Annotated in this window: 21 protein-coding genes and 1 pseudogene; 15 read left to right on the plus strand and 7 right to left on the minus strand. The window is 52.4% G+C overall.

The genetic code is table 11. The annotated features are described in order from the left end of the window. Window positions 1-23 precede the first annotated feature (23 nt). Together BITS_RS09350 and BITS_RS05290 are read left to right on the plus strand one after the other, a co-directional pair. Window positions 24-347 carry an NAD(P) transhydrogenase subunit alpha part 2 gene (locus tag BITS_RS09350; RefSeq protein ID WP_026642036.1) on the plus strand — a complete coding sequence of 108 codons (324 nt, stop codon included), beginning with the start codon at window positions 24-26 and terminating at the stop codon, window positions 345-347. Beyond that, window positions 344-1752, plus strand: a pseudogene (locus BITS_RS05290) (NAD(P)(+) transhydrogenase (Re/Si-specific) subunit beta). Before BITS_RS09350 ends, BITS_RS05290 begins: the two are co-directional and overlap by 4 nt. A gap of 249 nt (window positions 1753-2001) precedes the next feature. Here the strand turns inward: BITS_RS05290 and BITS_RS05295 are convergent. The 3 genes from BITS_RS05295 to BITS_RS05305 form a co-directional block, all read right to left on the minus strand. Further along, window positions 2002-2721 (minus strand): alpha/beta hydrolase, encoded by a 720-nt coding sequence (locus tag BITS_RS05295; RefSeq protein WP_162141986.1) that lies wholly within the window; start codon window positions 2719-2721, stop codon window positions 2002-2004. 375 nt (window positions 2722-3096) lie between these two features. Further along, entirely contained in the window at window positions 3097-3513 is a 417-nt protein-coding gene (locus tag BITS_RS05300; RefSeq protein ID WP_026642039.1) for a peptide deformylase, read from the minus strand. Window positions 3514-3678: 165 nt separating this feature from the next. After that, window positions 3679-4038 carry a YccF domain-containing protein gene (locus tag BITS_RS05305; protein WP_026642040.1) on the minus strand — a complete coding sequence of 120 codons (360 nt, stop codon included), beginning with the start codon at window positions 4036-4038 and terminating at the stop codon, window positions 3679-3681. A gap of 319 nt (window positions 4039-4357) precedes the next feature. Between BITS_RS05305 and BITS_RS05310 the strand changes: the two genes are divergently transcribed. The 3 genes from BITS_RS05310 (at window position 4358) to BITS_RS05320 (ending at window position 7466) form a co-directional block, all read left to right on the plus strand. Further along, a complete protein-coding gene (locus tag BITS_RS05310; protein WP_026642041.1) occupies window positions 4358-4975 on the plus strand; it encodes a 50S ribosomal protein L25/general stress protein Ctc in 618 nt (205 codons plus the stop codon). Window positions 4976-5166: 191 nt separating this feature from the next. Then, window positions 5167-6294 (plus strand): branched-chain amino acid aminotransferase, encoded by a 1128-nt coding sequence (locus tag BITS_RS05315; RefSeq protein ID WP_026642042.1) that lies wholly within the window; start codon window positions 5167-5169, stop codon window positions 6292-6294. A 422-nt stretch (window positions 6295-6716) separates the two neighbouring features. Then, window positions 6717-7466, plus strand: coding sequence for a trimeric intracellular cation channel family protein (locus BITS_RS05320; protein WP_044259550.1), 750 nt, complete (start codon window positions 6717-6719; stop codon window positions 7464-7466). A gap of 82 nt (window positions 7467-7548) precedes the next feature. Here BITS_RS05320 and rpsT read toward each other — a convergent pair whose 3' ends face one another. Further along, window positions 7549-7809 carry a 30S ribosomal protein S20 gene (rpsT, locus tag BITS_RS05325; protein WP_026642043.1) on the minus strand — a complete coding sequence of 87 codons (261 nt, stop codon included), beginning with the start codon at window positions 7807-7809 and terminating at the stop codon, window positions 7549-7551. A gap of 245 nt (window positions 7810-8054) precedes the next feature. On the opposite strand from rpsT, the gene lepA reads away from it, so the two are divergent. From lepA to glgA, 6 genes are all read left to right on the plus strand, one after another. Then, window positions 8055-9935: a translation elongation factor 4 gene (lepA, locus tag BITS_RS05330; protein WP_026642044.1), complete on the plus strand. Its 1881-nt coding sequence runs from the start codon at window positions 8055-8057 to the stop codon at window positions 9933-9935. A 117-nt stretch (window positions 9936-10052) separates the two neighbouring features. After that, on the plus strand, window positions 10053-11312 hold the full coding sequence (gene hemW, locus BITS_RS05335; protein WP_026642045.1) for a radical SAM family heme chaperone HemW: 1260 nt from the start codon (window positions 10053-10055) through the stop codon (window positions 11310-11312). A 129-nt stretch (window positions 11313-11441) separates the two neighbouring features. After that, the gene (locus BITS_RS05340; protein ID WP_026642046.1) at window positions 11442-11891 is read left to right on the plus strand and encodes a hypothetical protein; all 450 of its coding nucleotides are present in this window, start codon (window positions 11442-11444) and stop codon (window positions 11889-11891) included. A 24-nt stretch (window positions 11892-11915) separates the two neighbouring features. After that, window positions 11916-12104, plus strand: a complete 189-nt coding sequence (locus BITS_RS09105) for a hypothetical protein (RefSeq protein WP_156097484.1) — start codon at window positions 11916-11918, stop codon at window positions 12102-12104. Further along, window positions 12082-12432: a DUF2200 domain-containing protein gene (locus BITS_RS05345; protein ID WP_026642047.1), complete on the plus strand. Its 351-nt coding sequence runs from the start codon at window positions 12082-12084 to the stop codon at window positions 12430-12432. Before BITS_RS09105 ends, BITS_RS05345 begins: the two co-directional genes overlap by 23 nt. A gap of 150 nt (window positions 12433-12582) precedes the next feature. Continuing rightward, window positions 12583-13821 carry a glycogen synthase gene (gene glgA / locus BITS_RS05350; protein WP_026642048.1) on the plus strand — a complete coding sequence of 413 codons (1239 nt, stop codon included), beginning with the start codon at window positions 12583-12585 and terminating at the stop codon, window positions 13819-13821. A 123-nt stretch (window positions 13822-13944) separates the two neighbouring features. On the opposite strand, the gene BITS_RS05355 is transcribed toward glgA, so the two are convergent. Both BITS_RS05355 and BITS_RS05360 read right to left on the minus strand, forming a co-directional pair. Continuing rightward, window positions 13945-14598 carry a potassium channel family protein gene (locus tag BITS_RS05355; RefSeq protein ID WP_026642049.1) on the minus strand — a complete coding sequence of 218 codons (654 nt, stop codon included), beginning with the start codon at window positions 14596-14598 and terminating at the stop codon, window positions 13945-13947. A 166-nt stretch (window positions 14599-14764) separates the two neighbouring features. Further along, window positions 14765-16228 carry a potassium transporter TrkG gene (locus BITS_RS05360; protein ID WP_081890984.1) on the minus strand — a complete coding sequence of 488 codons (1464 nt, stop codon included), beginning with the start codon at window positions 16226-16228 and terminating at the stop codon, window positions 14765-14767. 126 nt (window positions 16229-16354) lie between these two features. Between BITS_RS05360 and BITS_RS05365 the strand changes: the two genes are divergently transcribed. The 3 genes from BITS_RS05365 (at window position 16355) to BITS_RS05375 (ending at window position 19860) form a co-directional block, all read left to right on the plus strand. Then, entirely contained in the window at window positions 16355-17416 is a 1062-nt protein-coding gene (locus tag BITS_RS05365; protein WP_081693513.1) for an NAD kinase, read from the plus strand. Beyond that, window positions 17409-19124, plus strand: a complete 1716-nt coding sequence (gene recN / locus BITS_RS05370) for a DNA repair protein RecN (RefSeq protein ID WP_026642051.1) — start codon at window positions 17409-17411, stop codon at window positions 19122-19124. Before BITS_RS05365 ends, recN begins: the two co-directional genes overlap by 8 nt. An 88-nt stretch (window positions 19125-19212) precedes the next feature. Beyond that, window positions 19213-19860, plus strand: a complete 648-nt coding sequence (locus BITS_RS05375) for an HAD family hydrolase (RefSeq protein WP_026642052.1) — start codon at window positions 19213-19215, stop codon at window positions 19858-19860. Window positions 19861-20012: 152 nt separating this feature from the next. Here the strand turns inward: BITS_RS05375 and thrC are convergent, their stop codons facing one another. Further along, window positions 20013-21494 (minus strand): threonine synthase, encoded by a 1482-nt coding sequence (thrC, locus tag BITS_RS05380; RefSeq protein ID WP_026642053.1) that lies wholly within the window; start codon window positions 21492-21494, stop codon window positions 20013-20015. Between the two features lie 232 nt (window positions 21495-21726). Between thrC and BITS_RS05385 the strand changes: the two genes are divergently transcribed. Next, window positions 21727-23037, plus strand: coding sequence for a glutamate-5-semialdehyde dehydrogenase (locus tag BITS_RS05385; RefSeq protein WP_034533796.1), 1311 nt, complete (start codon window positions 21727-21729; stop codon window positions 23035-23037). Window positions 23038-23093: the final 56 nt, after the last annotated feature.

Consider the following 23093-nt stretch of genomic DNA (forward strand, 5'->3'; position numbering starts at 1 on the left):
ACGCACAGAGAGGAGCGAGTAGCATGAACACCCTCGTTGTTGCCATAACCTTATTCGTGCTGGCGTTGCTGATTGGCGTGGAAGTGATCGGCAAAGTGCCGGCAACCCTGCACACGCCGCTGATGTCCGGCGCCAACTCCATCCATGGCATCGTCATTGTCGGTGTGGTCATCGTTGCAGCACATGCCGATTCGCCTCTGGCATATGTATTCATTTTCCTGGCGGCAGTGCTGGGAACCATGAATGTGGTCGGCGGATATGTGGTGACCGATCGCATGTTGGAAATGTTCAAAAGCTCCAAACCTTCCAAGGCAGGCGCTGATCAGGATAAGGAAGGTGCCAAGTGAGCGCCATCGAAATAATTGCATGGTTTGCCTATTTGCTGGCTGCGGTACTTTTCGTCGTAGGCTGCATTTCATGAATTCACCCAAGACCGCACGTAAGGGAAACCAGATTTCAGCGGTGGGCATGGTACTGGCCGTCGTAATGGCCTTTATCCATCTCTTTGTGCAGGGTTTCCTTTCTGTTACCGCGGTTGTGGTGTTGGTTGTCGGTATTGTCATCGGTGCTTTGGCCGGTGTCATCTCTGCCGTCAAGGTCAAGATGACGGATATGCCTCAGCTCGTTTCGGTATTCAATACCGTCGGTGGTGGCGCTGCTGCCTTGGTGGCTTTGAACGATATCTTGACCACTGACGGCACGCCTTCTTTGGTCGTACTGATCACTGCCGGTCTTGGCGTGGTGATTGGTTCGGTTACCTTTACGGGTTCGCTTATCGCAGCGGGCAAGTTGCAGGGCATCGGTTTCGTCAAGAAGATGAGCCTGCCGGGCAAGGGCATATGGAATGTGCTATTCATCGTCCTGACCATTGCTTCGTTTGTCATGTTGTGTGTTCAGCCTGAACAGCGACTGCTGTGGTCGGTGCTGACCACTGTGTGCGCTTTGATCTATGGCCTTGTATTTGTCGTTCCTATTGGCGGCGCCGATATGCCAGTCGTGATCTCGGTATTGAACGCATGCACTGGCACCGCAGTGGCTATGAGCGGTCTTGCCATCGATAATGTTGCATTGATTGTGGCCGGCGCACTAGTCGGTGCAGCGGGTGTGACCTTGTCTATTCTTATGGCCCAGGCCATGAATAGGCCTCTGTTGAGCGTACTTGCCGGTGGCTTCGGTGGCGGTTCGGCTGCTTCAGGCGATGCAGACGGTCCTTCAGGAACCATGCGAGAGACCACAGCAGACGACGTCGCCGTTCAGTTGGTCTACGCGGAAAAGGTCGTCTTCGTCCCTGGATTCGGTTTGGCACAAGCCCAGGCTCAGCGTGAACTCGCCGATCTGGGCGAGCTATTGAAGAATCATGGTGTAGAGGTCTCTTATGCCATCCATCCCGTGGCGGGTCGTATGCCTGGACATATGAATGTGTTGTTGGCTGAAGCCAATGTTCCTTATGAGGAACTCATTGATCTGGACGATATCAATCCTCAGTTCTCCTCAACGAATGTGTCATTGGTGGTCGGCGCGAATGACGTGACCAATCCCGCCGCTCGTCGTCCCGGCACTCCTGTTTCCGGCATGCCGATATTGGATGTCGACAAATCGCAGAATGTCGTGGTGATGAAGCGCGGCCGTGGAAAGGGCTACGCAGGTATTGAGAATGAGTTGTACTTCCAGGACAATACGCAAATGCTCTTCGGCGATGCAAAGGCGGGTCTCCAAGCCGTTATTGCAGCGGTGAAAGAGCTGATCGCCTAGTCAGGAAGCATTTGTCAGGTGCTTGGCTGCTCGGTCTTGAGCGCTGAGAGGGTCGATGTGCTGGTGCATACAGGAATCGCATCGATATGACCGCAAGGTCATAAGCACCTGAAAACTCATTGGGGTGGGTGTTCCTATCATGTGAGGATGGGAACACCCACCCTTTTGTGTTTGACGCCCATTGTGTTTGACAACATAAGTGTGTTGCACATCGTCTGAGGGAAGGACTCGACCCACGGTCGGTCAGTGCTATGAATACTGTTCAATAACACGGCGCATGAAGCGGTCAACGGTGAACCAGTATGCGCCTGGTACCGCTAGTGCTGCCATACCGTGCTCGGCATCAGGGATGATGAGTTTTTGTTTGTCGGGGCTACTGCACGCCTCATAGCAGCGATCCGCGCAACTCGCAGGAACCAGTAGATCTTTGCCTCCATGGATGAATAGCATCGGGATGCGTGCACGCCGCAAACTATCCAGACTTGATATCTGAGTGATGTCATAGCCTGCGTACCGTTTGGCAAGACTGTTGATACGGGACAGCACAGGGGGAATCAGCAGTGAAGGAATATGATAGTTTTCCTTGGCCAGATGTGTGAATTGCTCTGCTGCGCTGCAAAATCCACTGTCTTCTATGGCTCCTACGACGTTTTCCGGCAAATCATCTTCGCCCACACACATCATGACGCCTGCCGCGCCCAATGAGATGCCATGAAGAATGATGCGTGCACAAGAATCCGTTGCGATAATCATATCGATCCAACGGATTAAATCCCGTTTGTCGAGCCAACCGAGCCCAACATATCTTCCTTCGCTGGGTTGGTGTGCACGCAATGCCGGCAGCAGGACATGAAATCCGGATTGTGCATGGTGATATGCATGAGATGCCATCCCCTCAGGGGATGAACCGAAACCGTGACAACAAATCACATAATTATGGCTGCCCAGCGCACTGTCCGCATCAAACATCCACCCGCGCAGCATAAGGCCGTCTTCACTGCGGATTGCGACTTCTCGTCTTGCCGCACGAAACCAATCATGATGAGTTTGATGAGAAGGCTGGTTACGAGAGTTTCGAGTATTTTGAGTATTCGAGTTCGTAGCAGACGGTGCAAGGGGATGACGCCTGTGCTGAACTTTTCTTGATTGCGTGTCCACGACTGAGTCGAAGAGTGACCTGGCAACAAGGGAAAGCGATGAAACAGCGAGAGCAGTGGAAAAAAACCGCACCCAATGCCATCGTTCGTTTATTCGTCATTTCAGTTCCCCCTCAATTCTTCAATGAACTCGCCTCTACAGCATTCTAGCGAATCAACGAAAACGCTGCAGGATAGTGTGGAAGGATCAGATGAGTATGCCTGAGCAGTGATCGATTTCGTGTTGGATGATCTGTGCCGTCCAACCGGAGTATAGTGCAATCTTTTCTTTGAAATCGGCATCAGCATACTGCACCGTAATGTTATGAAATCTTGTTGTTGCCCGAAGACCTTGCAAAGACAAGCACCCTTCCTCTGTGGTGTATTCTCCATTCTGTTGAATGATTTGCGGATTGAACATCACGACTATCCGATTGAGTGCATCGTCCTGAAAGGCAATGATTCGTTTATTCACGCCGATCATATTGGCTGCCATCCCGACACATTCCTCTGCGTGTGAAGCCAAAGTATCCTGCAAATCCCGTGCCACGGCCGCATCATTCGGCGTTGCATCGAGGGATGGTTCTCTCAATACGGCTGTGGATGTCATAATCGGTCTCTTCATACTACTGATTCCTTCGTGTAATTGAATATGGTGTTTGAATATGGCCATCTCCATATGGCTCGTAGCTTCTGCAGCATCACCAGAATATGTCTGGAAGCGGCCCGGAGAGAGCAGGGGACCAGTGCAGTCCAAATTCAATTGAAGTCATGTCGGGCACAATTGTCCCTATATAATCTGCGCCCCGAATGGGAACAAAGCCAGTTTCGCCATTTTGAATGATTGCAAGCCAAAGGGAATTCCGATAATCGTTGCGCAGTTCAACAAGCCGGCACACACGTAGGCGATAGCCATCCACAAACCCACCAAAACGAGCCAAATCAAATTCAGCAAGAAGGAACCGGTGCCGCCGCCATACACCACGGTTGTACCAAAAGGAGTAAGCGTCAGTTTCGCCATTTTAAAAGCCTGCATTCCCGAGGGGATTCCGATAATGGTGATGCATAATACCAATCCTGCGACAGCCCAGCCGATTGAGATGAACAATCCGCCCAGAACCAGCCACAACACATTGCCAAGAAATCTCATATTCCAACGCTATCGCCGCCAACTCCAGGTTGCAAGTTATGCAACGCGCGAAGAGTTAGGTGAGAGCAAGCAACCCAGCGGTGCATCAGCGGAACGGCTTCGGATGCCACACGTCCGGCCATGCTGTATACTGGTGAGCTGTTGCTTTGGTGGATGTTTCATCCGCTGCGCTTTGGCGAGGGAGAGGGATCTCCGTTATCGACTGAGCTGATGGCAGTACTCGTGCGGTATTCCGTGTGATGTGTTCCGTTGGCGCGTCGGCGCGCCAGAACAACACATTTCGCCAGCTTGATCAGTTGGCCTAAATAAAAGGAATATCATGACTGATACTATTGCACTTCAGGGTGAAGTACGTACCGAGTTCGGCAAGGGCGTTGCCCGCCGTATGCGCGTGGCACAGCAGATTCCAGCGACTATCTACGCTGGTGGCGCTGAACCTGCATTCATCGCATTGCCTATGCGTGAGACCACTCTGGCTTTGCGTCGTACCAATGCTTTGTTCACCATTTCCTTCGGCGATGAGAAGCGCACTGCGGTGGTCAAGGACGTGCAGCGCAACCCTGTCAAGCGCATCGTTGAGCATATCGACTTCTATGAGGTCAAGGCCGGCGAGAAGATCGACGTCGAAGTGCCTGTCTTCGTTGAAGGTACCCCGAAGGGTGCTGCTGTTGCATTCGTTGAGATGCAGGAGCTCAAGGTTCGTGCTGACGTCACCAACCTGCCTGAGCGCATCGTGGTTGACGTTGACGGCATGGTCGACGGCACCAAGATCCTCGTCAAGGATGTCAAGCTGCCTGAAGGCGTTGAACTCGATGGCGATGCCATGGAAGAGCCAGTGGTCAGCGTAGTGGTTCCTGAGGATGCCACCGAGTCCACCGCTGCTGCTGAGCCTGCAGCTGAAGAGGCGGCTCCTGCAGCTGAGGCAGATGCTGAATAATGCGCTAACGGCATCGGATTGATACGATGTTGCAAGGGGGGTCACGAAAGTGGCCCTCTTTTCATAATGTGAACGTTTATGGCTACTCATCCGCTGAAGTGTGGAACAGTAGCATGACAAGGGCGGCAAGCCCTGACGATGGTAAACGATGATGGAGCCGCTGGCACGGTTCCCACGTAGAAGAAGTGAATATGACAGCACAATCTCACCTTGATCCTCAAGAACTGAATTCCTATGCGGATAAGTTCACCGTATTGCCAAATGACAATCCGGCTTCGGATTCAAAGCGTGCCGAACTGATTGACAAGCCCGCTTTCGGCCAGGTGTTCTCAGACAATATGGCACACATGAGCTGGACGAAGGGCGAGGGTTGGTCTGACAGGCGGATTGAACCGTATGCTCCGCTGAAGATGGACCCGGGTGCTTCTGTGCTGCATTATGCACAGGAATGCTTCGAAGGCCTGAAGGCATACTATCATTCGGATGGTTCAGTGTGGCTGTTCCGTCCTGATGCCAATGCCGAACGTTTCCAGAATTCCTCCAAGCGCCTCTACCTTCCTGAGCTCCCAACCGAGGATTTCCTCGGTTCTGTGGCGGCTTTGGTGAAACGTGATCGTGCATGGGTTCCGACCCGTCGCGAATACACCTTGTATATGCGTCCGTTCATGTTCGCATCTGAGCCATTCCTTGGCGTTCGCGCTCCGCAAGAGGTGGATTACTGTGTAATCGCCTCACCTTCCGGCCCTTACTTCCCAGGTGGAGTGAAGCCGGTCAGCATTTGGGTTGAAGACAAGTGGTTCCGTACCGGCCCTGGCGGCACCGGATTCGCCAAGTGCGGTGGCAATTATGCCGCTTCGCTTCTGGGTGAATACAAAGGCATTGATAACGGCTGCGAGCAGGTATGCTTCGTCGATGCTGCCACCAAGACCTATCTGGAAGAGCTGGGCGGCATGAATATGTTTGTGGTGCACAAGGATGGCCATTTGGAAACGCCATCGCTGACCGGCAATATTTTGCCGGGTGTGACCCGCCGTTCTCTGATTCAGCTTGCTCAGGATCGCGGCCATGATGTGGTCGAGACCATGATCCGACTTGATCAGTTGCTTGAAGACATCAAGTCAGGCGAGGTCACCGAAGTATTCGCTTGTGGTACCGCGGCAATCATCACCCCAATCGGGCGCTTCAAGTCCGAGAAATTCGATGTGACCGTTTCCGACAATGCCACTGGTGAGCTCACGGTCTCTCTGCGTGATGAACTATTGGGCATTCAGTTGGGCGAGGTCGAAGACAAGCATAACTGGATGTGGAAGGTGTGCTGAGCCGAGAAGCGATGCTTTGATTCGGACTGAGTCCACGGTTGAAGGCGGTATGGATATTCCATATCGCCTTTTTGCAGTATTGCCGGTTGTTGGAATATGAAATTGAGCGCGGCATTGCAACAAGCGTTATACCTGCGATTCGGCGAGATTGCCATTTTTATGCTTGAGGCAGGTTCTCTATGGCTTTGAAGTGATTAGGGAAAGACAATATTGCTGTCTTCATCCTGCAAGTCACAATGCTTGGGCAATTATGCTGTTTCCCGCATTGTGTATGAGGTGCCTGCCTAACGGTGGATTGTGCATGAGGTGTCTTACCCAACAGATGTGCGTTCAAGGATTACGCGCGTCGAACCGCAGGGTGATGTACCCTCATCTTGGTCGCAAACACAGAACCTGAAGTTCATGACTCGAATGGAGTGAGCATGGAAGTGGCATTGGAAAGCAATGCATTCTTTCTGGGTATAGAATATGCTGCTATTTTCTGTTGTGGCATGGTCGGCGGCTTGGCTGCGGTGCGCAAGGGATTTGATCTTTTCGCCATAGTTCTCACGGCATGGATGTCTGCCCTTGGCGGCGGCATTATCAGAGATGTTATGCTCGGTTCTTTGCCGCCCGTCGGTATCGCAGATCGCGGTTTTGTGCTTACTGCATTGGCCTCAGGAGTTGCAGTCGCTATTATTCATCCAGAGGTTGACCATCTCAAGTGGTCTATGATCGCCTTCGATGCATTGGCGCTTGGCCTTTTTGCGGTCAATGGCACATCAAAGGCAATGATGCATCACACTTCAGGGATGACGGCGGTTTTCCTCGGCATGTTCACCGCTTTGGGCGGGGGACTGGTTCGAGACATGCTGCTTAACGAAGTCCCATTTGTTATGCGAGATAAGCACTGGTACGCGGTTCCTTCGGCGATAGGGTGCGTACTCACCGTATTCGTCGGCAAGGCCGTCAATGCAGGATTGCTGGGCCTTCGAGAAGAAATGATTCTTGACATGGTGATTGTTGCTACAGTGGTCGCATTGCGTTTGATCTCGGTGAAATTCGATCTTATCGTTCCCGGCGCAGTGGTCCGCAGTCACAGTTACTTGCCCGGCGAATTTCGCACGCTCGGCAGACTGCGAGCCGGCCGCGGGAAAAAGGTTGATGATTCAGGGAACGATATCACTGCCTAGATCAAACAAAAGCTCCCGCTTCCTTTTTGGGGGCGGGAGCGAAGTTCGTTCAGGTCATGCAACCCGAAACGAGAGCCAAGACTCAGAGGGCGTTAATGGCCACAGCGAGACCGGACTTGCGGTTGGCAGCCTGGTTCTTGTGGATGACACCAGTGCCGGCAGCCTTGTCAAGCTTCTGAGATGCAATCTTGAAAGCTGCCTCAGCTGCGGCCTTATCGCCGGCTTCGATAGCTTCGCGGGTTGCGCGAATAGCGGTCTTGAGTCCGGACTTCACGGACACATTGCGCTTGTGTGCCTTCTCATTGGTGAGAACGCGCTTCTTCTGTGACTTGATATTTGCCACTGTTACTCCAAACGACGTTTACTATAAGGACATACAAACGTTCATACTAACACGCCATCGGGATAATATGCGAGTGGGCAGAGAGTGTCGCTTTCCTTGTGGATAATACCAGACCAACTGGCTTCGTTTCAGTGCATCAGGGGACTGCGTAGGAATGACAATGCCCAAGGGGGCAGTTAGACTTGTTGCTTTGGAATTAATGTGTCATATCGTTGTGCATATCGAGCGTAAAGGAGACGGATTAGGTGATTGAACCGAAGAACAAGCCAGGTTTTACCGATCAGTCGCTGATTCGCAATTTCTGCATTATCGCCCATATAGATCACGGCAAATCAACTGTTGCAGATCGTATTCTGCAAATGTCGGGGATCGTTTCGCAGCGAGAAATGCATGATCGTTTCCTCGACCGCATGGATATCGAGCAGGAGCGAGGCATCACCATCAAATCCCAGGCTGTGCGCGTTCCCTGGACCGTTGATGGCACGGAATACACACTCGGCATGATCGACACCCCTGGACACGTGGATTTCACCTACGAGGTATCTCGCGCACTTGCTGCATGCGAAGGTGCGGTCCTGCTTGTCGACGCAACACAGGGCATCGAGGCGCAGACCCTTTCGAATCTGTATATGGCCATCGACCATGATCTGACGATCATCCCGGTTTTGAATAAAATCGATTTGCCCAGTGCCGAACCAGAAAAGCATGCTGAGGAAATCGCCGGACTTATCGGCTGTGATCCATCAGAAGTGCTGCGTGTTTCCGGCAAAACCGGCGAAGGGGTGCAAGAGCTGCTCGACCGCATCGTCATGGAGGTGCCAGAACCGACAGGAAAGCCGGATGCCCCTGCACGCGCGCTGATCTTTGATTCGGTCTACGACTCGTACCGAGGGATCGTGACCTATATCCGAATGGTTGATGGCGAACTGAAAGCCCGCGAAAAGCTCCATATGATGGGAATAGGCATGACACACGATCCCATCGAAATCGGTGTGATCAGTCCGGAAATGATGCCGACCAAGGCCCTGGGCGCCGGCGAAGTAGGCTATGTCATCACAGGAGCGAAGGATGTCAGCCAGTCAAAGGTCGGCGACACCATTACTTCGGCGGTCAATCCGGCCAACGAGCCTTTGGAAGGCTATCAAGACCCTCAACCGATGGTGTATGCGGGATTGTTCCCCATTGACAATGCACAATATCCCGATTTGCGAGAGGCATTGGACAAGCTCAAGCTCAACGATGCGGCATTGATATACGAACCTGAGACATCGGTGGCTTTGGGCTTCGGATTCCGTTGCGGTTTCCTTGGCCTGTTGCATATGGAAATCGTTTCGGAACGACTCAGCCGTGAATTCGGTCTTGATCTGATTTCCACGGCCCCCAATGTGCCGTATGAGGTTACTGCCGAAGACGGAACATTGCACCATGTGACCAATCCGAGTGAGTTCCCCGAAGGCAAGATCAAGAGCATCGTGGAGCCCATGGTGGCAGCGGATATCATAACCCCGAAGGAGTTCATCGGCGCAGTGATGGATCTGTGCCAGGAGCATCGTGGTGAGATGGGCACCATGGAATACATCAGCACAGAACGTGTGGAAATGCATTACCGCATGCCACTTGCTGAAATCGTCTTTGATTTCTTCGATCAGTTGAAGAGCCGAACCAAGGGGTATGCATCTTTGGACTACCACGAGGATGGCGAACAGTCAGCCGACCTTGTGAAGGTGGATATCCTGATTCAAGGCGAGAAGGTCGACGCCTTCAGCGCCATTGTGCATCGTGACAAGGCATATAGCTACGGTGTCAAGATGACGAAGAAACTGAGAGAGCTTATTCCTCGGCAGCAATTTGAGATACCGATTCAGGCCGCCATCGGATCGAGAATCATCGCACGCGAGAATATTCGCGCATTGCGCAAGGATGTGCTTGCCAAATGTTATGGCGGCGATATCACACGAAAGCGCAAGCTGCTGGAGAAGCAGAAGGCCGGCAAGAAGCGCATGAAGATGCTGGGACATGTGGAGGTGCCACAGGAAGCCTTTGTTGCGGCATTGGCGACAAGTGATGGTGCCTCCGATCGTGACACCAAAGACAAGATTCGTGCTGCTCAGAAGAGCGAGAACTGAGTCTTGACAATAACGCAGCATTGGAAAGGCGGCGGACCTGTGGGCAATGCCCGGTTGGTTCTGCCGCCTATTTGTTGCGCATAATCGATGTCTGCCGATTGCTTGAAGGAGATGGTTATGGTTTTTGAAGTGTATGTGCATGTGCCATTTTGCATGCGACGCTGCGGATATTGCGATTTCAACACCTACACGGCCAGAGATCTCGGTGGCGGCGCCACTCGCACAGGTTATGCGCAACAGGCGATCAGGGAAATGGAACTCGTCCGCCGATGGCAATTGGACCATGGCATTGAAGAACCTGCCGCCGACACGGTGTTCTTTGGAGGCGGCACCCCGACTATTCTTCCTGCTGAGGATCTTGCGGCGATGCTCAATGCCATTCGAAACATATGGGGTGTGAAGGCGGATGCGGAGGTGACCACCGAGGCGAATCCGGATACTGTGAATCAACAATATATTGACACTCTTGCGTGCAATGGTTTCACCAGGATTTCCTTCGGCATGCAATCTGCGGTACCTCATGTTCTGAAAACCTTGGATCGAACGCATACCCCGGAGAATGTGACCAGTGGCGTGGCTGCTGCTCGGCGCGCTGGTCTGGAATCCAGTGTTGATCTCATATACGGGGCACCGGGGGAGAGCGTCGAGGATTGGCGTATTTCGGTCCAAACGGCTCTGGAACTGCAAGTTCATCATATTTCCGCATATGCATTGACGGTTGAACCCACGACCAAGATGGGTAGGCAAATAGCAGCGGGGATTTTGCCCAAGCCGGACGATGATGACGAAGCTGCGAAATATGAAATAGCCGATCAATTATTCAGCGCAGCAGGTCTTGAGTGGTATGAGGTAAGCAATTGGGCTCGTCCTGGATATGAAAGCAGACATAATCTGGGATATTGGCGCAATGTTGATTGGGCTGGAATCGGCCCAGGGGCGCATAGCCATTACGGTTCAGTGCAGCCAGATACGGATGAGCAATCGGAAACGACTGAAGTCAATCACTCTGTGAAGAACGAGTCTAATGGTTCGCAGGGCAACGACATGCGGCATGGGCTGAGAAGCTGGGATATCGCCCATCCGCGTTGGTGGTTGCAATCGCTGCGTGAGGAGCATGTCCCATGGGCAGGCAGCGAGCGCATATTAGAGAAGGAACATCTGGAAGAGACGATTATGCTGGGTATCCGGCTGCGTGAGGGTCTTGATCTTAGCGTCCTCGATGCTGTCAGCTACGGGAGATTCCAACGCGAACAAGCTGACGAGTTCGTCAGGGAAGGATTGGCCACGATTGATGACAATAGGCTCATCCCGACTGTGCGCGGAAGATTGCTCAATGACAGCATGATCGAACGATTATTCGCAATGTGTGGTTTGTAAACGCAAGTATGAGTCGGAATTCTTGCCGATCATTGACCTGTTGGCGACTCGAGGTTGGCACAATCATCACGGATTGCAGTAGAGTATGGTGTCAGGCAACACTGACCGGTAGTTCCAAAGGAGAAGACTATGCCGAATCGCGCTGAGCGCAGAGCCGCAGCTAAGGGTGGAAATAAGGGAGTTCCGCAACAGTATGACAGGACTCGTGGCCGCGCACGCAGCGGCATGCTGGATGAATACCAATTGCAGGAACGTTCTCGTCGCTTGATCGAGAATGGCGATGCGGAATGGAAGCCAAGCTCGAGTACGGTTGTGGCGACGCAGGAGAGCGATCCTACCATTGCCAATCCTGAAATGAACGCGCCGCATTCAGTGCGTCAATGGTTCCGCATCGTCAGCTGGACGCTTATCGCCTTGTCGATCATAGGCTTCTTTGTGGTGATGTGGTTGCCCACCAAGCCTTTGTGGTTGGTCATCACCATTTCAGCGGTTTTCGCAGTTGCAGTGATCAGTCTGTTCTTTGTGGCTGGAGATCCGAAACACAATCCCAATATTGACGGCAATGGCACGGCTGTGTGAATCGTACTGAGCAGACAAGGTGTCTTGGAACTTCCCTTGATGGAGCGATTCATAACACCTGTGTCTAGTGAATATGAAACCGGCATTCGCTGGATTATCGCCTGTGAGAGAACAGGAGATGATATCAAGCGATATGCCGGTTTTTCTGTCATGATTGAACCAACCGAAAAAGCACAGAAAGTTGGTGAATATGGCAAGACGAGAGATCGGTGACATAAGCTTCACGCAGGTGTATCCGTTGCTTGTTACCAAAGTGGAGTGTAAAGGACGGACAAAAGACGAAGTTGATGAGGTGATCCGTTGGCTCACTGGATATTCCCAGGAACAGTTGGAGCAGATGTCCAACTCAGAAACGGATTATCGGACATTTTTCGCTCATGCACCGAGGATGAATCCCAATGCAGGATTGATAACCGGTGTCGTGTGCGGCATCAGGGTTGAAGATATCGAAGATCCGCTCACCCAACAGGCACGATGGTTGGATAAGCTCGTCGACGAATTGGCCAAAGGGAAGTCAATGGACAAAGTATTGCGTTCCTAAATCCTTAGGCATGACCATAATCCGCCAATGATGATCTACACGAATAGAGGAAAAACAATGAGTGTCCTTATGGATCAGTCGCGGGTCTTCACGAGTTGAAGCCCTACACTGGTTAAGGGAGCCGAAGAAGCTCTTCGCAAAGGAGACACGATGAAAGTTGACATTCTAACTCGAGAGTATCCGCCTCATATCTATGGGGGCGCAGGCGTTCACGTTGATGAACTTGCAAAGGTATTGGCCGAACGTATCGATGTTACAGTACGTGCCTTCGACGGTCCCAGAACCGCGGACCAAATTCCCACCATCCCTGGTGAGAACCCTCAAGGCAGCCTTCAAGTGGTGGGTTATGACAATGTCAGCGAATTGGATCAGGCCAATGCGGCATTGAAGACTTTCGGTGTGGATCTGCAGATGGCCAATGATGTCGATGCCGACCTCGTTCATGCGCATACGTGGTATTCATGCCTTGCCGGGCGCTTGGCGCAGCAATTGCATGAGATCCCCTTCATCATCACAGCGCACAGCCTGGAACCGTTCCGTCCGTGGAAGAGAGAACAGCTCGGCGGAGGATACAATCTGAGCTCGTGGGCCGAGAAGGATGCCTATGAGCATGCCGACGGCATTATTGCTGTTTCAGCAGGTATGCGGCAGGATATTCTGGCAGCCTATCCTAATGTCGATCCTGACAAAGTGCATGTGGTGCACAATGGCATCACGTTGAGTGATTTTGCCACTCCTTCTGCCGACGATGAAGGGTGGAAGGTTTTCGAGCGATACCACATCGACAAGAATAAGCCGACTCTGCTGTTCGTTGGTCGTATTACACGGCAAAAAGGGTTGCCTTACCTTTTGCAGGCCCTGCATTTCGTCGATTCTGAGATTCAGGTGGTGTTGTGTGCCGGAGCTCCTGATACTCCTGAAATTGCTCAAGAGGTCAAATCTGCTTTCGCCAAGCTTGATGAAGAGCGAGGCAATATCATATGGATCGAAGAGATGCTGCCGAAGCCCGAATTGAATGCTTTGGAACATGGCTGTGATGCGTTTATCTGCCCAAGCATCTACGAGCCATTGGGCATAGTCAATCTCGAAGCCATGGCTTGTGGCCTTCCTGTTGTGGCAAGTGCAACGGGTGGCATTCCGGAAGTCGTGGACGACAATGTGACCGGTTATCTGGTCCCGATCGAGCAATTGCATGACGGAACCGGAACTCCCACGAATCCTGACAAATTCGTTCATGATATGGCTGATGCCATCAACCGCATTATGTCCGATCCTGAACGAGCCAAGGCCATGGGGCAGGCGGGATATGAGCGTGCACGCGATCTGTTCAGCTGGGAGAGCATCGCGGAACAGACCATTGAAGTGTACAAGAAGGTATTGAAACAGTAGGAGACAAATACCTATCTACCGATGCATGTCATTGGCCGTTGTCTCGCATGATTGAGAGGCATCGGCCAATTGCTTGATAGTCAAAATAGCTTTACCAGATTCCTTTGAAGAACGGGTTCCGATTCAGCCTCGAATAAAACGATCGATTTGGTCTTGCGTACCCATAATGACCAGTTCGTCATTGCGATGCATAACCAGATCCTTCGAACCGTATTCGAAATCGCGTCCAGGCGCTTTCAGGCCGACAACGGTGACGCCATAACGGTCCAGCACCTTGACATCGCCTATCGAGTACCCCGCGACATGAGCCGGCGTATGGATTTTGACCACTGAGTGGACGCCTTCAAGTTCGATGTAATCGAGATAATTGCCTGATACCAAGTGCCCGACTCGTTTGCCTGCATCCATCTCGGCATTGATGATGTGACGGACTCCGATGCGCTGCAAAATGCGTGCGTGTTCCTTTGACACGGACTTCGCCCATAAATCATTGATGCCGGCATCAAGCAGATTACCTGCTGTGATAACCGACGCCTCGATGCTGTCACCAATGGCGACAACGGCTGTTCCGAAGTCGCTTACGCCTAGCTGCTCCAACGCAATGACATCGGTCATATCGGCTTGGGCGGTCGGGAAATACGGCGACCAGCGATTCACCATTTCTCCGCTGATATCAACGGCAAGTACGTCCTGGCCTTGTTCATCCAGCGTTGTGGCTATTGAGCTCCCGAACCGTCCGAGTCCTACGACCAGTACGCTTCTATTGGTGTGTGCCATTTCGATGCCTTTCACATTGCAATTGCACTCATGCCGGGATGGGACCCTGCATGGTGGCTAGCTTCCATTCTTTCATATCGCTGGACACGTCGGCATGAGCGCTGGAAGACAGCATTTTGCGGAAATCAATTATCGAAGATCGGTGACTGTTTGTGTCATCGATCGATTAGCCAACGACCACCGGCTCGACAGGGTAACGCACCGCTTCGGAATGTTGCGGTCGGCTTATGGCATATGCAATTGTCATCGGGCCTAATCGGCCTATGATCATGGCTGCTGCGAGCAGTGTCAATGCGGCAGGATTGCCTGCCTGTGCAACGCCGACGGAATATCCGCCCAATCCGAAAGCCGAACAGGTATCGAATAATGCGGCGCTGAACGTTGCGCCGGTCACCAGCATAATGGATAGCGAAATGACATACACCAATGCCAAGCAGGCTGCGGCAACGCTCACAGCGGTCATGCGGGTTTGAGCTGCTATGCGTTTGTGGAACACATTCACATCCTGCTTGCCGGTAAAAGCCGAACGGCATACCAATAGCACCACAGCAAAGGTGGTCACACGAATGCCGCCTGCTGTTGAGGCGCTTCCGCCTCCTATGAACATGATGGCGCTCATAAAGACCTTGGTAGGTTCACTCACAAAAGGAATAACCGAGGGGGTCGAATCCCGAAGTCCTTGGCATAACCGCAGCGGTGAGCGCGATGCGGAGTCGTGAGGAGCGTCGGCATTATGGAATAATTGCGGATTGTTCCATTCGACGGCCAAGAACCATATCAAAGACAATGCGAGCAAGGAAAATGTGGTGGCCAATGTGATCTTCGTATGCAAGGACCAACGACGAGGCGGCCTATGTTGTTTCGCTGAGCGTACCAGGTTGAGGATCACAGGAAATCCCAAAGTACCGCAGAATGCGCTGAATAATATGGGCAGGCCAACGGCCCAGCTGTCGACATGAAGGCCTGCGATATCAGGAGTGAATCCGGCGTTGTTGTATGAGGCGACGGCAAAGAACAACGCCTGCCATGAGGTATGCATCAGATCGCCTTTATTGATGCGCCACAAACCCGGGAACAACGCGATGAATGTTATGGCCTCAATGATGAAGGTCGTGCCCAGCACGACCCGTAATACGCCTTTTATTTCACTGAGCTTATTGGTGCCCAATTCATTGGCGGTCAGCAACCTTTGTGAGGCCTTCAAATGCCTGTTCGCAGCCAAGCCGACAATCGATGCGAATGTCATCACTCCAAGCCCGCCCATTTGGACTGAGAGCAGTATGACACCTTGGCCAAAAGTCGACCAGTGAGTTGCGGTGTTCACCACTTGGATGCCACATGTGGACAGGGCTGATACAGCGGTGAAAAATGCGACGATGCCCGAAGTGGATAAGCCAGATTGTGTGGAAAGTGGCGATTGCAGAAGGAAAGTGGCAATCACGATTAAGGTCACCAAATAGAGTATCGTCAACCTTCCGGGGTGCGAGACCAGATTGGTCAGCAAGTCTCGACGCCGTGGTTTCCGATCGGCGGCGGCCGCTTGCTCAAAGGTGTCGCCGGAGAACCACCAGGCATATCCACGCGAGGTCTCCTTATTCGAGGAGGACTCGTCAAAAGCCAGTTTCGCCATACGCTCGGCACGCTCCTTCTTCGGCTTGGCGATATGCGTTACTGACGCTATTGTAACGGTGTTTCAGCTAGGATATAGCCTAGCGGTGGTTCCTGGCTGCGATGGTTGGCAGAAATGAGGCGTGACATGAATGCAAGACGACGAGCAGTGGTGGTAACCCATTCCAGACTTCGCAATAGCGGAACGGTGGTCTCTGAAGCTGTGGACCAGTTGCGAAGAGCCGGCTTTGACGTGAGCATAATCGACAATCTCGAGGCGCCTGATTTTTCTGTTCGACCCACTGTCGTTGATACGGATACTGAATTCGTGCTTGTTCTCGGAGGAGACGGCACGATACTGAGAGCTGCCGAATTGGTCCATTGCACTCAGGTGCCAATTCTGGGCATCAATATGGGCCATGTCGGATTCCTGGCAGAATTTGAGAGTTTCCAACTCAGCGAAGCCATTTCCAAAGTGGCTGCGCATGAATATTCGATCGACGAACGCATGATAGCGCATGTTGACGTATGGCTTCCCGGAGAGGACCAACCGTTGCAGGATTGGGCATTGAATGACGTCACTTTGATGCATGAAGATCTTGACCGCATGGTTGAACTGTCCGTCCGTGTCGATGATGTGGAAATGAACTCATTCGGCTGTGACGGTGTTATTGTTTCCACGCCTACTGGATCGACGGCCTATGCGTTTTCTGCAGGAGGGCCTGTTATCTGGCCAAATGTCAAGGCGCTGCAATTGGTGCCCCTGGCTGCGCATGCACTGTTTTCACGTCCTTTGATCGTCGGCGCTGGTTCCACATTCGAACTTGATGTTCTGGAACAATCGGCGACAAGCGGTGTGGTCAGCTGCGATGGTAGGCGCAAATGCCAGTTGCCTCAGGGTTCGCGTGTACAGATACGAGAATCGAAGGACACTTTGCAGTTGGTCAGATTGTCTGACGCCCCATTCACCGAACGCTTGGTGACCAAGTTTGATCTGCCTGTTATAGGTTGGCGCGAACATGTCAGATCGCAGACTCCTGAGGTTCAAAGGGCGAATGGTGTCAAATATGTGCAAGGTCGTGAATGCCGGAGCTATATGAGCGGAGCGCATCCAGATTCTTCAGGAGCATTTGGTGAGACATCGCCGAATCAATCCGATGGCGGCCAACCACATGTCGAGGAGCAAGGAGCAGAGAATTCACATGCTTGAAGAGCTTGAAATCCGAAACCTGGGCCCCATTCGTCATGCAATCTTGGCACCCAGTCAGGGGATGACTGCAATAACGGGTGAGACCGGTGCTGGCAAATCCATGTTGCTGAGCGCAATACGGCTTATTTCCGGTGAATCAGCCCAATCAGGACGTGTGTCCACAGGGGCTGACGAAGCCTGGGCACAGGGTGTGTTTCGTGTGGATGAGGAAGCATTACCTGTGCAAAGCGCCATCGAGGCGGGCGTGCATGTGGAGGATGGGGAACTATTCCTCTCCCGAACGGTTCCGGCCAGTGGTCGTTCTCGTGCTGTGCTGAATGGGCATATCGTCCCACGCGCCGTATTGCAGGACATCGCATCACAAGTCGTAGTCATTCATGGTCAGGCTGACCAGTTGCGTATCGCATCTGCTTCTAGGCAGCGCGAATTCTTGGATATGGTGGCAGATAACGCTGAAATAACGGCACAATACGCCCAGGTTTGGAATGAGCTTCGCGATCTGGACCAACGGCTCGAACGGTTGAGCAACCAAGAAGCCTCGATGCGTCAGCAGGCGGATTATCTGCGTGAGTCCATCGAACGTATCAATCGTGTCGATCCCCATGCAGGCGAAGACGATGAGCTCAAGGCCAAGCGTTCGCGTATAGAGAATGCGGCCGAAATCACCTTGGGAACCAATAAGGCGCTGGCTGCTTTGGACGCATCACAAGTCGAAGCGGAATCGGATGAACCAGGGGCATCTCAGTTGATTGCGCAGGCCATACAGGCATTGCAATCAATCCATGCCACGGGACCATATGACGAAGCAGTCTCAAGACTCCGCCAGATGAATGATGAACTGGCGGATGTGGTGTTTTCGCTCAGTGAGCAAGATGATATCGACGGTGATATCAATGATCTGGATGGCATCAACAGTCGCATTCATGAATTAGGCGAATTGACAAGACGCTGGGGACCGAGTCTGGATGACGTTTTGCAGTGGCGCGATCGCGCTCAATTCGAAGTAGAGGATTTGGACGATTCTCCCCAGAAATTGGCAGAGCTGAGCGAACAGCGTGAAAAGGCCTTTGAAACCGCTGTGCAAGTCGCAGGAAAGCTGAGTGAAAGTCGTCGATATGCCGCTGCAAGGCTTTCGGCTGCTGTAACGAAGGAATTGGATTCCCTCGCAATGGCAGGCGCTCGTCTGGACATTGAAGTCGTGCAACGCACAGGCGAAAATGCTTTGGACGCCAACGGCATTGATGATGTTCAGTTCTTATTCACACCGTATCCGGGCGCAGGTCGCTTGCCTATGGGGAAGAGTGCATCCGGTGGCGAACTCAGTCGTTTAATGTTGGCGCTTGAACTGTCCGCGGCAGATTCACATGCTGATCATCAGGACATGACCTTCATATTCGATGAAGTGGATGCCGGTGTGGGAGGCAAAGCAGCGGTTGAGCTGGGAAAACGTCTGGCACGACTTGCCCAGAGTGCACAGGTCATCGTGGTCACCCATTTGGCGCAGGTGGCCTCATGGGCAGGGTCGCAATTTGTGGTGAGCAAAGGGCAGGAAGATGGTGACAGCCCTGTGTCTACGACTGTCAATCAAGTCGTGGGCGATGCCAGGGTTATGGAGATAGCACGTATGCTGTCGGGTGCCGAATCGGAAACATCTTTGGAACATGCTAAGGAATTGCTTGGATCCAGTATTGTAAAGCAGTCATCATGATTCAGCTGTGCGATGTTAGCCAACCAATGTGTCATATACGCGGATCAGGTAACAATCCATGCGAGGAGACTGTATGAAAGGCAACAATATCGGCAAAGCGGCGATATTCGATCTTGATGGAACCTTGCTTGATTCCATGGGCGTGTGGGACCATGTGGACGATGTGTCGTTGAATTCAAGAGGCATCGCCGTCCCTGAAGATTATGCCCAAGCCGTCTCGCACATGCAGTTTCGCGAAATAGCCGACTACACTATCGCACGATTCAATCTCAGCGACGATCCCCAGGACCTTATGGATGAGTGGAACGCATTGGCACGCGAGGCGTATGCCACGATTGTGGAAGTCAAGCCGCATGCAGTTGAATATCTGGCATCTCTCAAGGCTAGTGGAGCAAAACTCGCGGTAGCAACGACCTTGCCGCCGCAATTGAGGGATCCTGCAATGGACCATGTCGGCATAGCGCAGTTTTTCGATGAGATCTGCAGTACGGATGACGTCCAATTCGTCGGCAAGGACCAGCCTGATGTGTATCTCCATGCCGCATCGTTATTGAATATTGAACCTCATCATTGCACGGTATTCGAAGATATTCTTCCCGGGTTGCAAGCGGCGCAATCCGTTGGCATGAAAGCATGGGCTATGCATGATGATTCTTCGGATGCTCTGTGGCCTCAGATCTGCGAAGTTGCAGACGGGGTTCTTTTTGATTTTTCCAACGCACCTTTGGTTTTGTGAGTTTTTAACTTGGTTGACCATTCATGGCGCGCTGTGTTTGCGGTAGCGGACTGGTTGAAGTTGGCTATAACAACAGGCCGTGTCCCAATCTCGAGGAGACTGGGACACGGCCTGTTGCAATTCCGTCATACCGTGGTCAGAAGTGACGGGAGTCAGTTCCTTTGAGCCGCCTGATGAACGGCATCTTCCATACCGTCGATATCCACCACTGTGTTGAATCGCAGTTCTGCATGTTCGAGGTCGCGTAGAGCTTCAGGAGCCTTCGTTCCGGTGGCCTTGGAGAGTTCGTCCATGCAATCGAAATCGCTTCCAGTGGTGTCCAAACCCAGAGATTCATTGACCACTCGCGGGAATTTATAAGGGCTGGCTGTGCTGAGCAAAACCCGAGGAGTCAGTGGATCGCGCGGGATCTGCTGCATAACAAAGTATCCGCAAGCTGTATGCGGATCGATAACATAGTGGTTGCGATCCCAGCATTCCTTGATGCAGTCACGTACTTGATCTTCATCTGCCCATCCACAGCCGAAAAGCGACTGTATTTTTGTCATCATTGCCTCAGGCACTTCGTATGCGCCCCATTGGTTCAGATCGTTCATCAACATTTGGATAAGGCGCGTGTCCTTATCGGACATGTAATAGAGCATGCGCTCCAGATTCGAGGAAATGAGAATATCCATCGACGGTGAGATGGTCTGGAAGAATGGGCGTTGGCGGTTGTATGTGCCGGTGCTCAGGAAATCGAAAAGCACATTGTTTTTGTCGCTGGCAACGATGAGGTGCTTGACCGGCAAGCCGAGAAGTTTGGCGTAATATCCGGCCAAAACATTGCCGAAGTTGCCTGTGGGAACACAGAATTCCACTTCATCGCCGACATTGATGACCTGCTGTTCCAGGAGCTGTGCATAGGCAGCGAAATAATACACGACCTGCGGAACCAGACGGCCGACATTGATGGAGTTCGCAGAAGATAGAACCGTATTCGACTCGCTGCGCAACTGCTGAGCGAATTGCGTGTCACCGAAAATGCGTTTTACTGCGCTCTGGGCGTCATCGAAATTGCCTCGAACCGCACATACCTGCACATTGCTACCGGACTGAGTGGTCATTTGCAATTCCTGGACTTCACTGACCTTTCCTTCTGGGTAGAACACGGTGATGGCCGTTCCTGGAACGTCGGCGAATCCCGCCAATGCCGCTTTGCCTGTATCTCCGGAAGTGGCGGTAAGAATCATGACCCGCTCATTTTCCTGTTGAGCTGTGGTATGAGCCATGAATCGCGGCAGGATCTGCAAAGCAACATCTTTGAAAGCGGAAGTGGGCCCGTTGAACAATTCCAAAACATAATCATCGCCCAGGGGCTTGAGCGGGGTGATTCTTTCATCGGCCCATTGCTCGCCATAGGCGTCGTGGATGCACTGAGTCAATTCATCTTCCGTGAAATCGGGCAATAGCGCTGAAAGCACGTCAAGAGCAATTTCCTGATAGCTCCTGCCGGTCAACTGTGCGATATCTATTTGTCGTTCACCGAGCGAGTCGGTCACGAATAAACCGCCATCATCGGCGATTCCCTTGCGGATGGCCTGCTTTGAGGTCAAGGAGTCAGTGGTACTGCGCGTGCTGTGGAAGATGGTCACGTGATGTCCTTGGAATATAGAGTTACTAGGGTTGGCCTCATTCTAGCCGTATCCGAGGGCATTGCGTACCGGCATCCCATATCTTGCAATGCATTGGACCACGGAAATTATCCGTATTGCCGTGCAAACATGTGCCATTGAGCCAGGGTTCATCTTTGTACGAGAAATCATATATGGGAAGTGTTCACTCCATTGACGGCATATTGTCCGAAATTGCGGTAATCTGTGGGCTATGACCAATATTGCAGAGCGCGAAGCCGTGAACCAAGACTTTTTTGAAAAGGTATGCGCGCGAGCCGATGCTGCCTCGAATGCCCAACTAGATTTGGCACAGGCAGTCAGTGAGACCAAAAATGCGTTATTGCTGGCCATAGCCGATGCCATTGATGCCTATGCGGGGAATATTGCTGAAGCCAATGAAGCAGATGTCCGCGATGCCGAGGCCGATGGCATGGACGCAGGCAAGATCGATAGATTGGAATTTGGCGTAGAACGAATCCATCAGGCGACTGAGGGAATGCGTCATGTCGCTTCATTGCCTGATCCCATTGGCGAAGTGGTTCGCGGATACACCATGCCCAATGGCATTCGTCTGACCCAAATTAGGGTGCCCATGGGTGTTATCGGCATGATCTATGAGGCACGACCGAATGTGACCGTTGACGTCGCGGCATTGTGTCTCAAATCAGGCAATGCCGTGTTGCTCAGAGGCGGACACGCTGCCGAGAGGACGAATGCAGCAACGGTTCATGCGATTCGCGAGGCGTTGGCGGAACAAGGATTCTCTGCCGATTTGGTCAATACGGTTGATGAATTCGGACGTGCGGGTGCGACTGCCATGATGGAAGCCCGTGGGCATATCGATCTGTTGGTACCACGCGGCAGCGCCAAGTTGATTCAGGCTGTTGTGCGAAACTCAAAGGTGCCGATTATCGAAACCGGCGCGGGCAATGTCCATATCTATGTCGATCGCGGTGCGGATTTGGAAGAGACGATTCCAATCGTCATCAATGCCAAAACCCAGCGTATCGGAGTGTGCAATGCCGCCGAGAAGTTGATTGTGCACAAGCAAGTCGCACAGTATTTCCTACCTGCGATGGCCAAGGCGCTCAGTGATGCTGGCGTGGAGATGCACGCTGATACGGCTGCATACGACATCATCGATGCTGAGAAAATCGATGGGGGCAACCTCATTCATGCGACTGATGAAGACTGGGATACCGAATATCTTGCCATGACGATTGGTATCAAAGTGGTGGACGATATCGACGAGGCGATTGCGCATATCAATCAGCATTCAACAGGCCACACCGAGACCATAATGTCTCAGGATTACGAAGCCATTGATCGTTTTACCAGCCGTGTCGATTCCGCAGTGGTGTTTGCCAACGCCTCTACGCGCTTTACGGATGGAGGCATGTTCGGCTTTGGTGCTGAATTGGGAATCTCCACCCAGAAAATGCATGCTCGTGGGCCCATGGGGCTGCGTGAAATGACGACGACCAAATGGATTGGCTATGGTTCGGGGCAGGTGCGTCCATGACTTCAATGAGTGCTGAAGAACTGGCAGCGGATCGTGGCATCGATGTCAACGACCCC

Origin of the sequence: Bifidobacterium tsurumiense (genome assembly GCF_000741765.1) — a bacterium.
GTDB classification, from domain to species: Bacteria; Actinomycetota; Actinomycetes; order Actinomycetales; family Bifidobacteriaceae; genus Bifidobacterium; species Bifidobacterium tsurumiense.

What these genes read in the sequence shown, in the direction of transcription:
- BITS_RS09350 (WP_026642036.1), top strand. Translation starts at nt 24, where the DNA reads ATGAACACCCTCGTTGTTGCCATAACCTTATTCGTGCTGGCGTTGCTG.
- BITS_RS05295 (WP_162141986.1), bottom strand. Translation starts at nt 2,721, where the DNA reads ATGTTTGATGCGGACAGTGCGCTGGGCAGCCATAATTATGTGATTTGT.
- BITS_RS05300 (WP_026642039.1), bottom strand. Translation starts at nt 3,513, where the DNA reads ATGAAGAGACCGATTATGACATCCACAGCCGTATTGAGAGAACCATCC.
- BITS_RS05305 (WP_026642040.1), bottom strand. Translation starts at nt 4,038, where the DNA reads ATGAGATTTCTTGGCAATGTGTTGTGGCTGGTTCTGGGCGGATTGTTC.
- BITS_RS05310 (WP_026642041.1), top strand. Translation starts at nt 4,358, where the DNA reads ATGACTGATACTATTGCACTTCAGGGTGAAGTACGTACCGAGTTCGGC.
- BITS_RS05315 (WP_026642042.1), top strand. Translation starts at nt 5,167, where the DNA reads ATGACAGCACAATCTCACCTTGATCCTCAAGAACTGAATTCCTATGCG.
- BITS_RS05320 (WP_044259550.1), top strand. Translation starts at nt 6,717, where the DNA reads ATGGAAGTGGCATTGGAAAGCAATGCATTCTTTCTGGGTATAGAATAT.
- hemW (WP_026642045.1), top strand. Translation starts at nt 10,053, where the DNA reads ATGGTTTTTGAAGTGTATGTGCATGTGCCATTTTGCATGCGACGCTGC.
- BITS_RS05340 (WP_026642046.1), top strand. Translation starts at nt 11,442, where the DNA reads ATGCCGAATCGCGCTGAGCGCAGAGCCGCAGCTAAGGGTGGAAATAAG.
- BITS_RS05345 (WP_026642047.1), top strand. Translation starts at nt 12,082, where the DNA reads ATGGCAAGACGAGAGATCGGTGACATAAGCTTCACGCAGGTGTATCCG.
- glgA (WP_026642048.1), top strand. Translation starts at nt 12,583, where the DNA reads ATGAAAGTTGACATTCTAACTCGAGAGTATCCGCCTCATATCTATGGG.
- BITS_RS05355 (WP_026642049.1), bottom strand. Translation starts at nt 14,598, where the DNA reads ATGGCACACACCAATAGAAGCGTACTGGTCGTAGGACTCGGACGGTTC.
- BITS_RS05360 (WP_081890984.1), bottom strand. Translation starts at nt 16,228, where the DNA reads ATGGCGAAACTGGCTTTTGACGAGTCCTCCTCGAATAAGGAGACCTCG.
- BITS_RS05365 (WP_081693513.1), top strand. Translation starts at nt 16,355, where the DNA reads ATGAATGCAAGACGACGAGCAGTGGTGGTAACCCATTCCAGACTTCGC.
- recN (WP_026642051.1), top strand. Translation starts at nt 17,409, where the DNA reads ATGCTTGAAGAGCTTGAAATCCGAAACCTGGGCCCCATTCGTCATGCA.
- BITS_RS05385 (WP_034533796.1), top strand. Translation starts at nt 21,727, where the DNA reads ATGACCAATATTGCAGAGCGCGAAGCCGTGAACCAAGACTTTTTTGAA.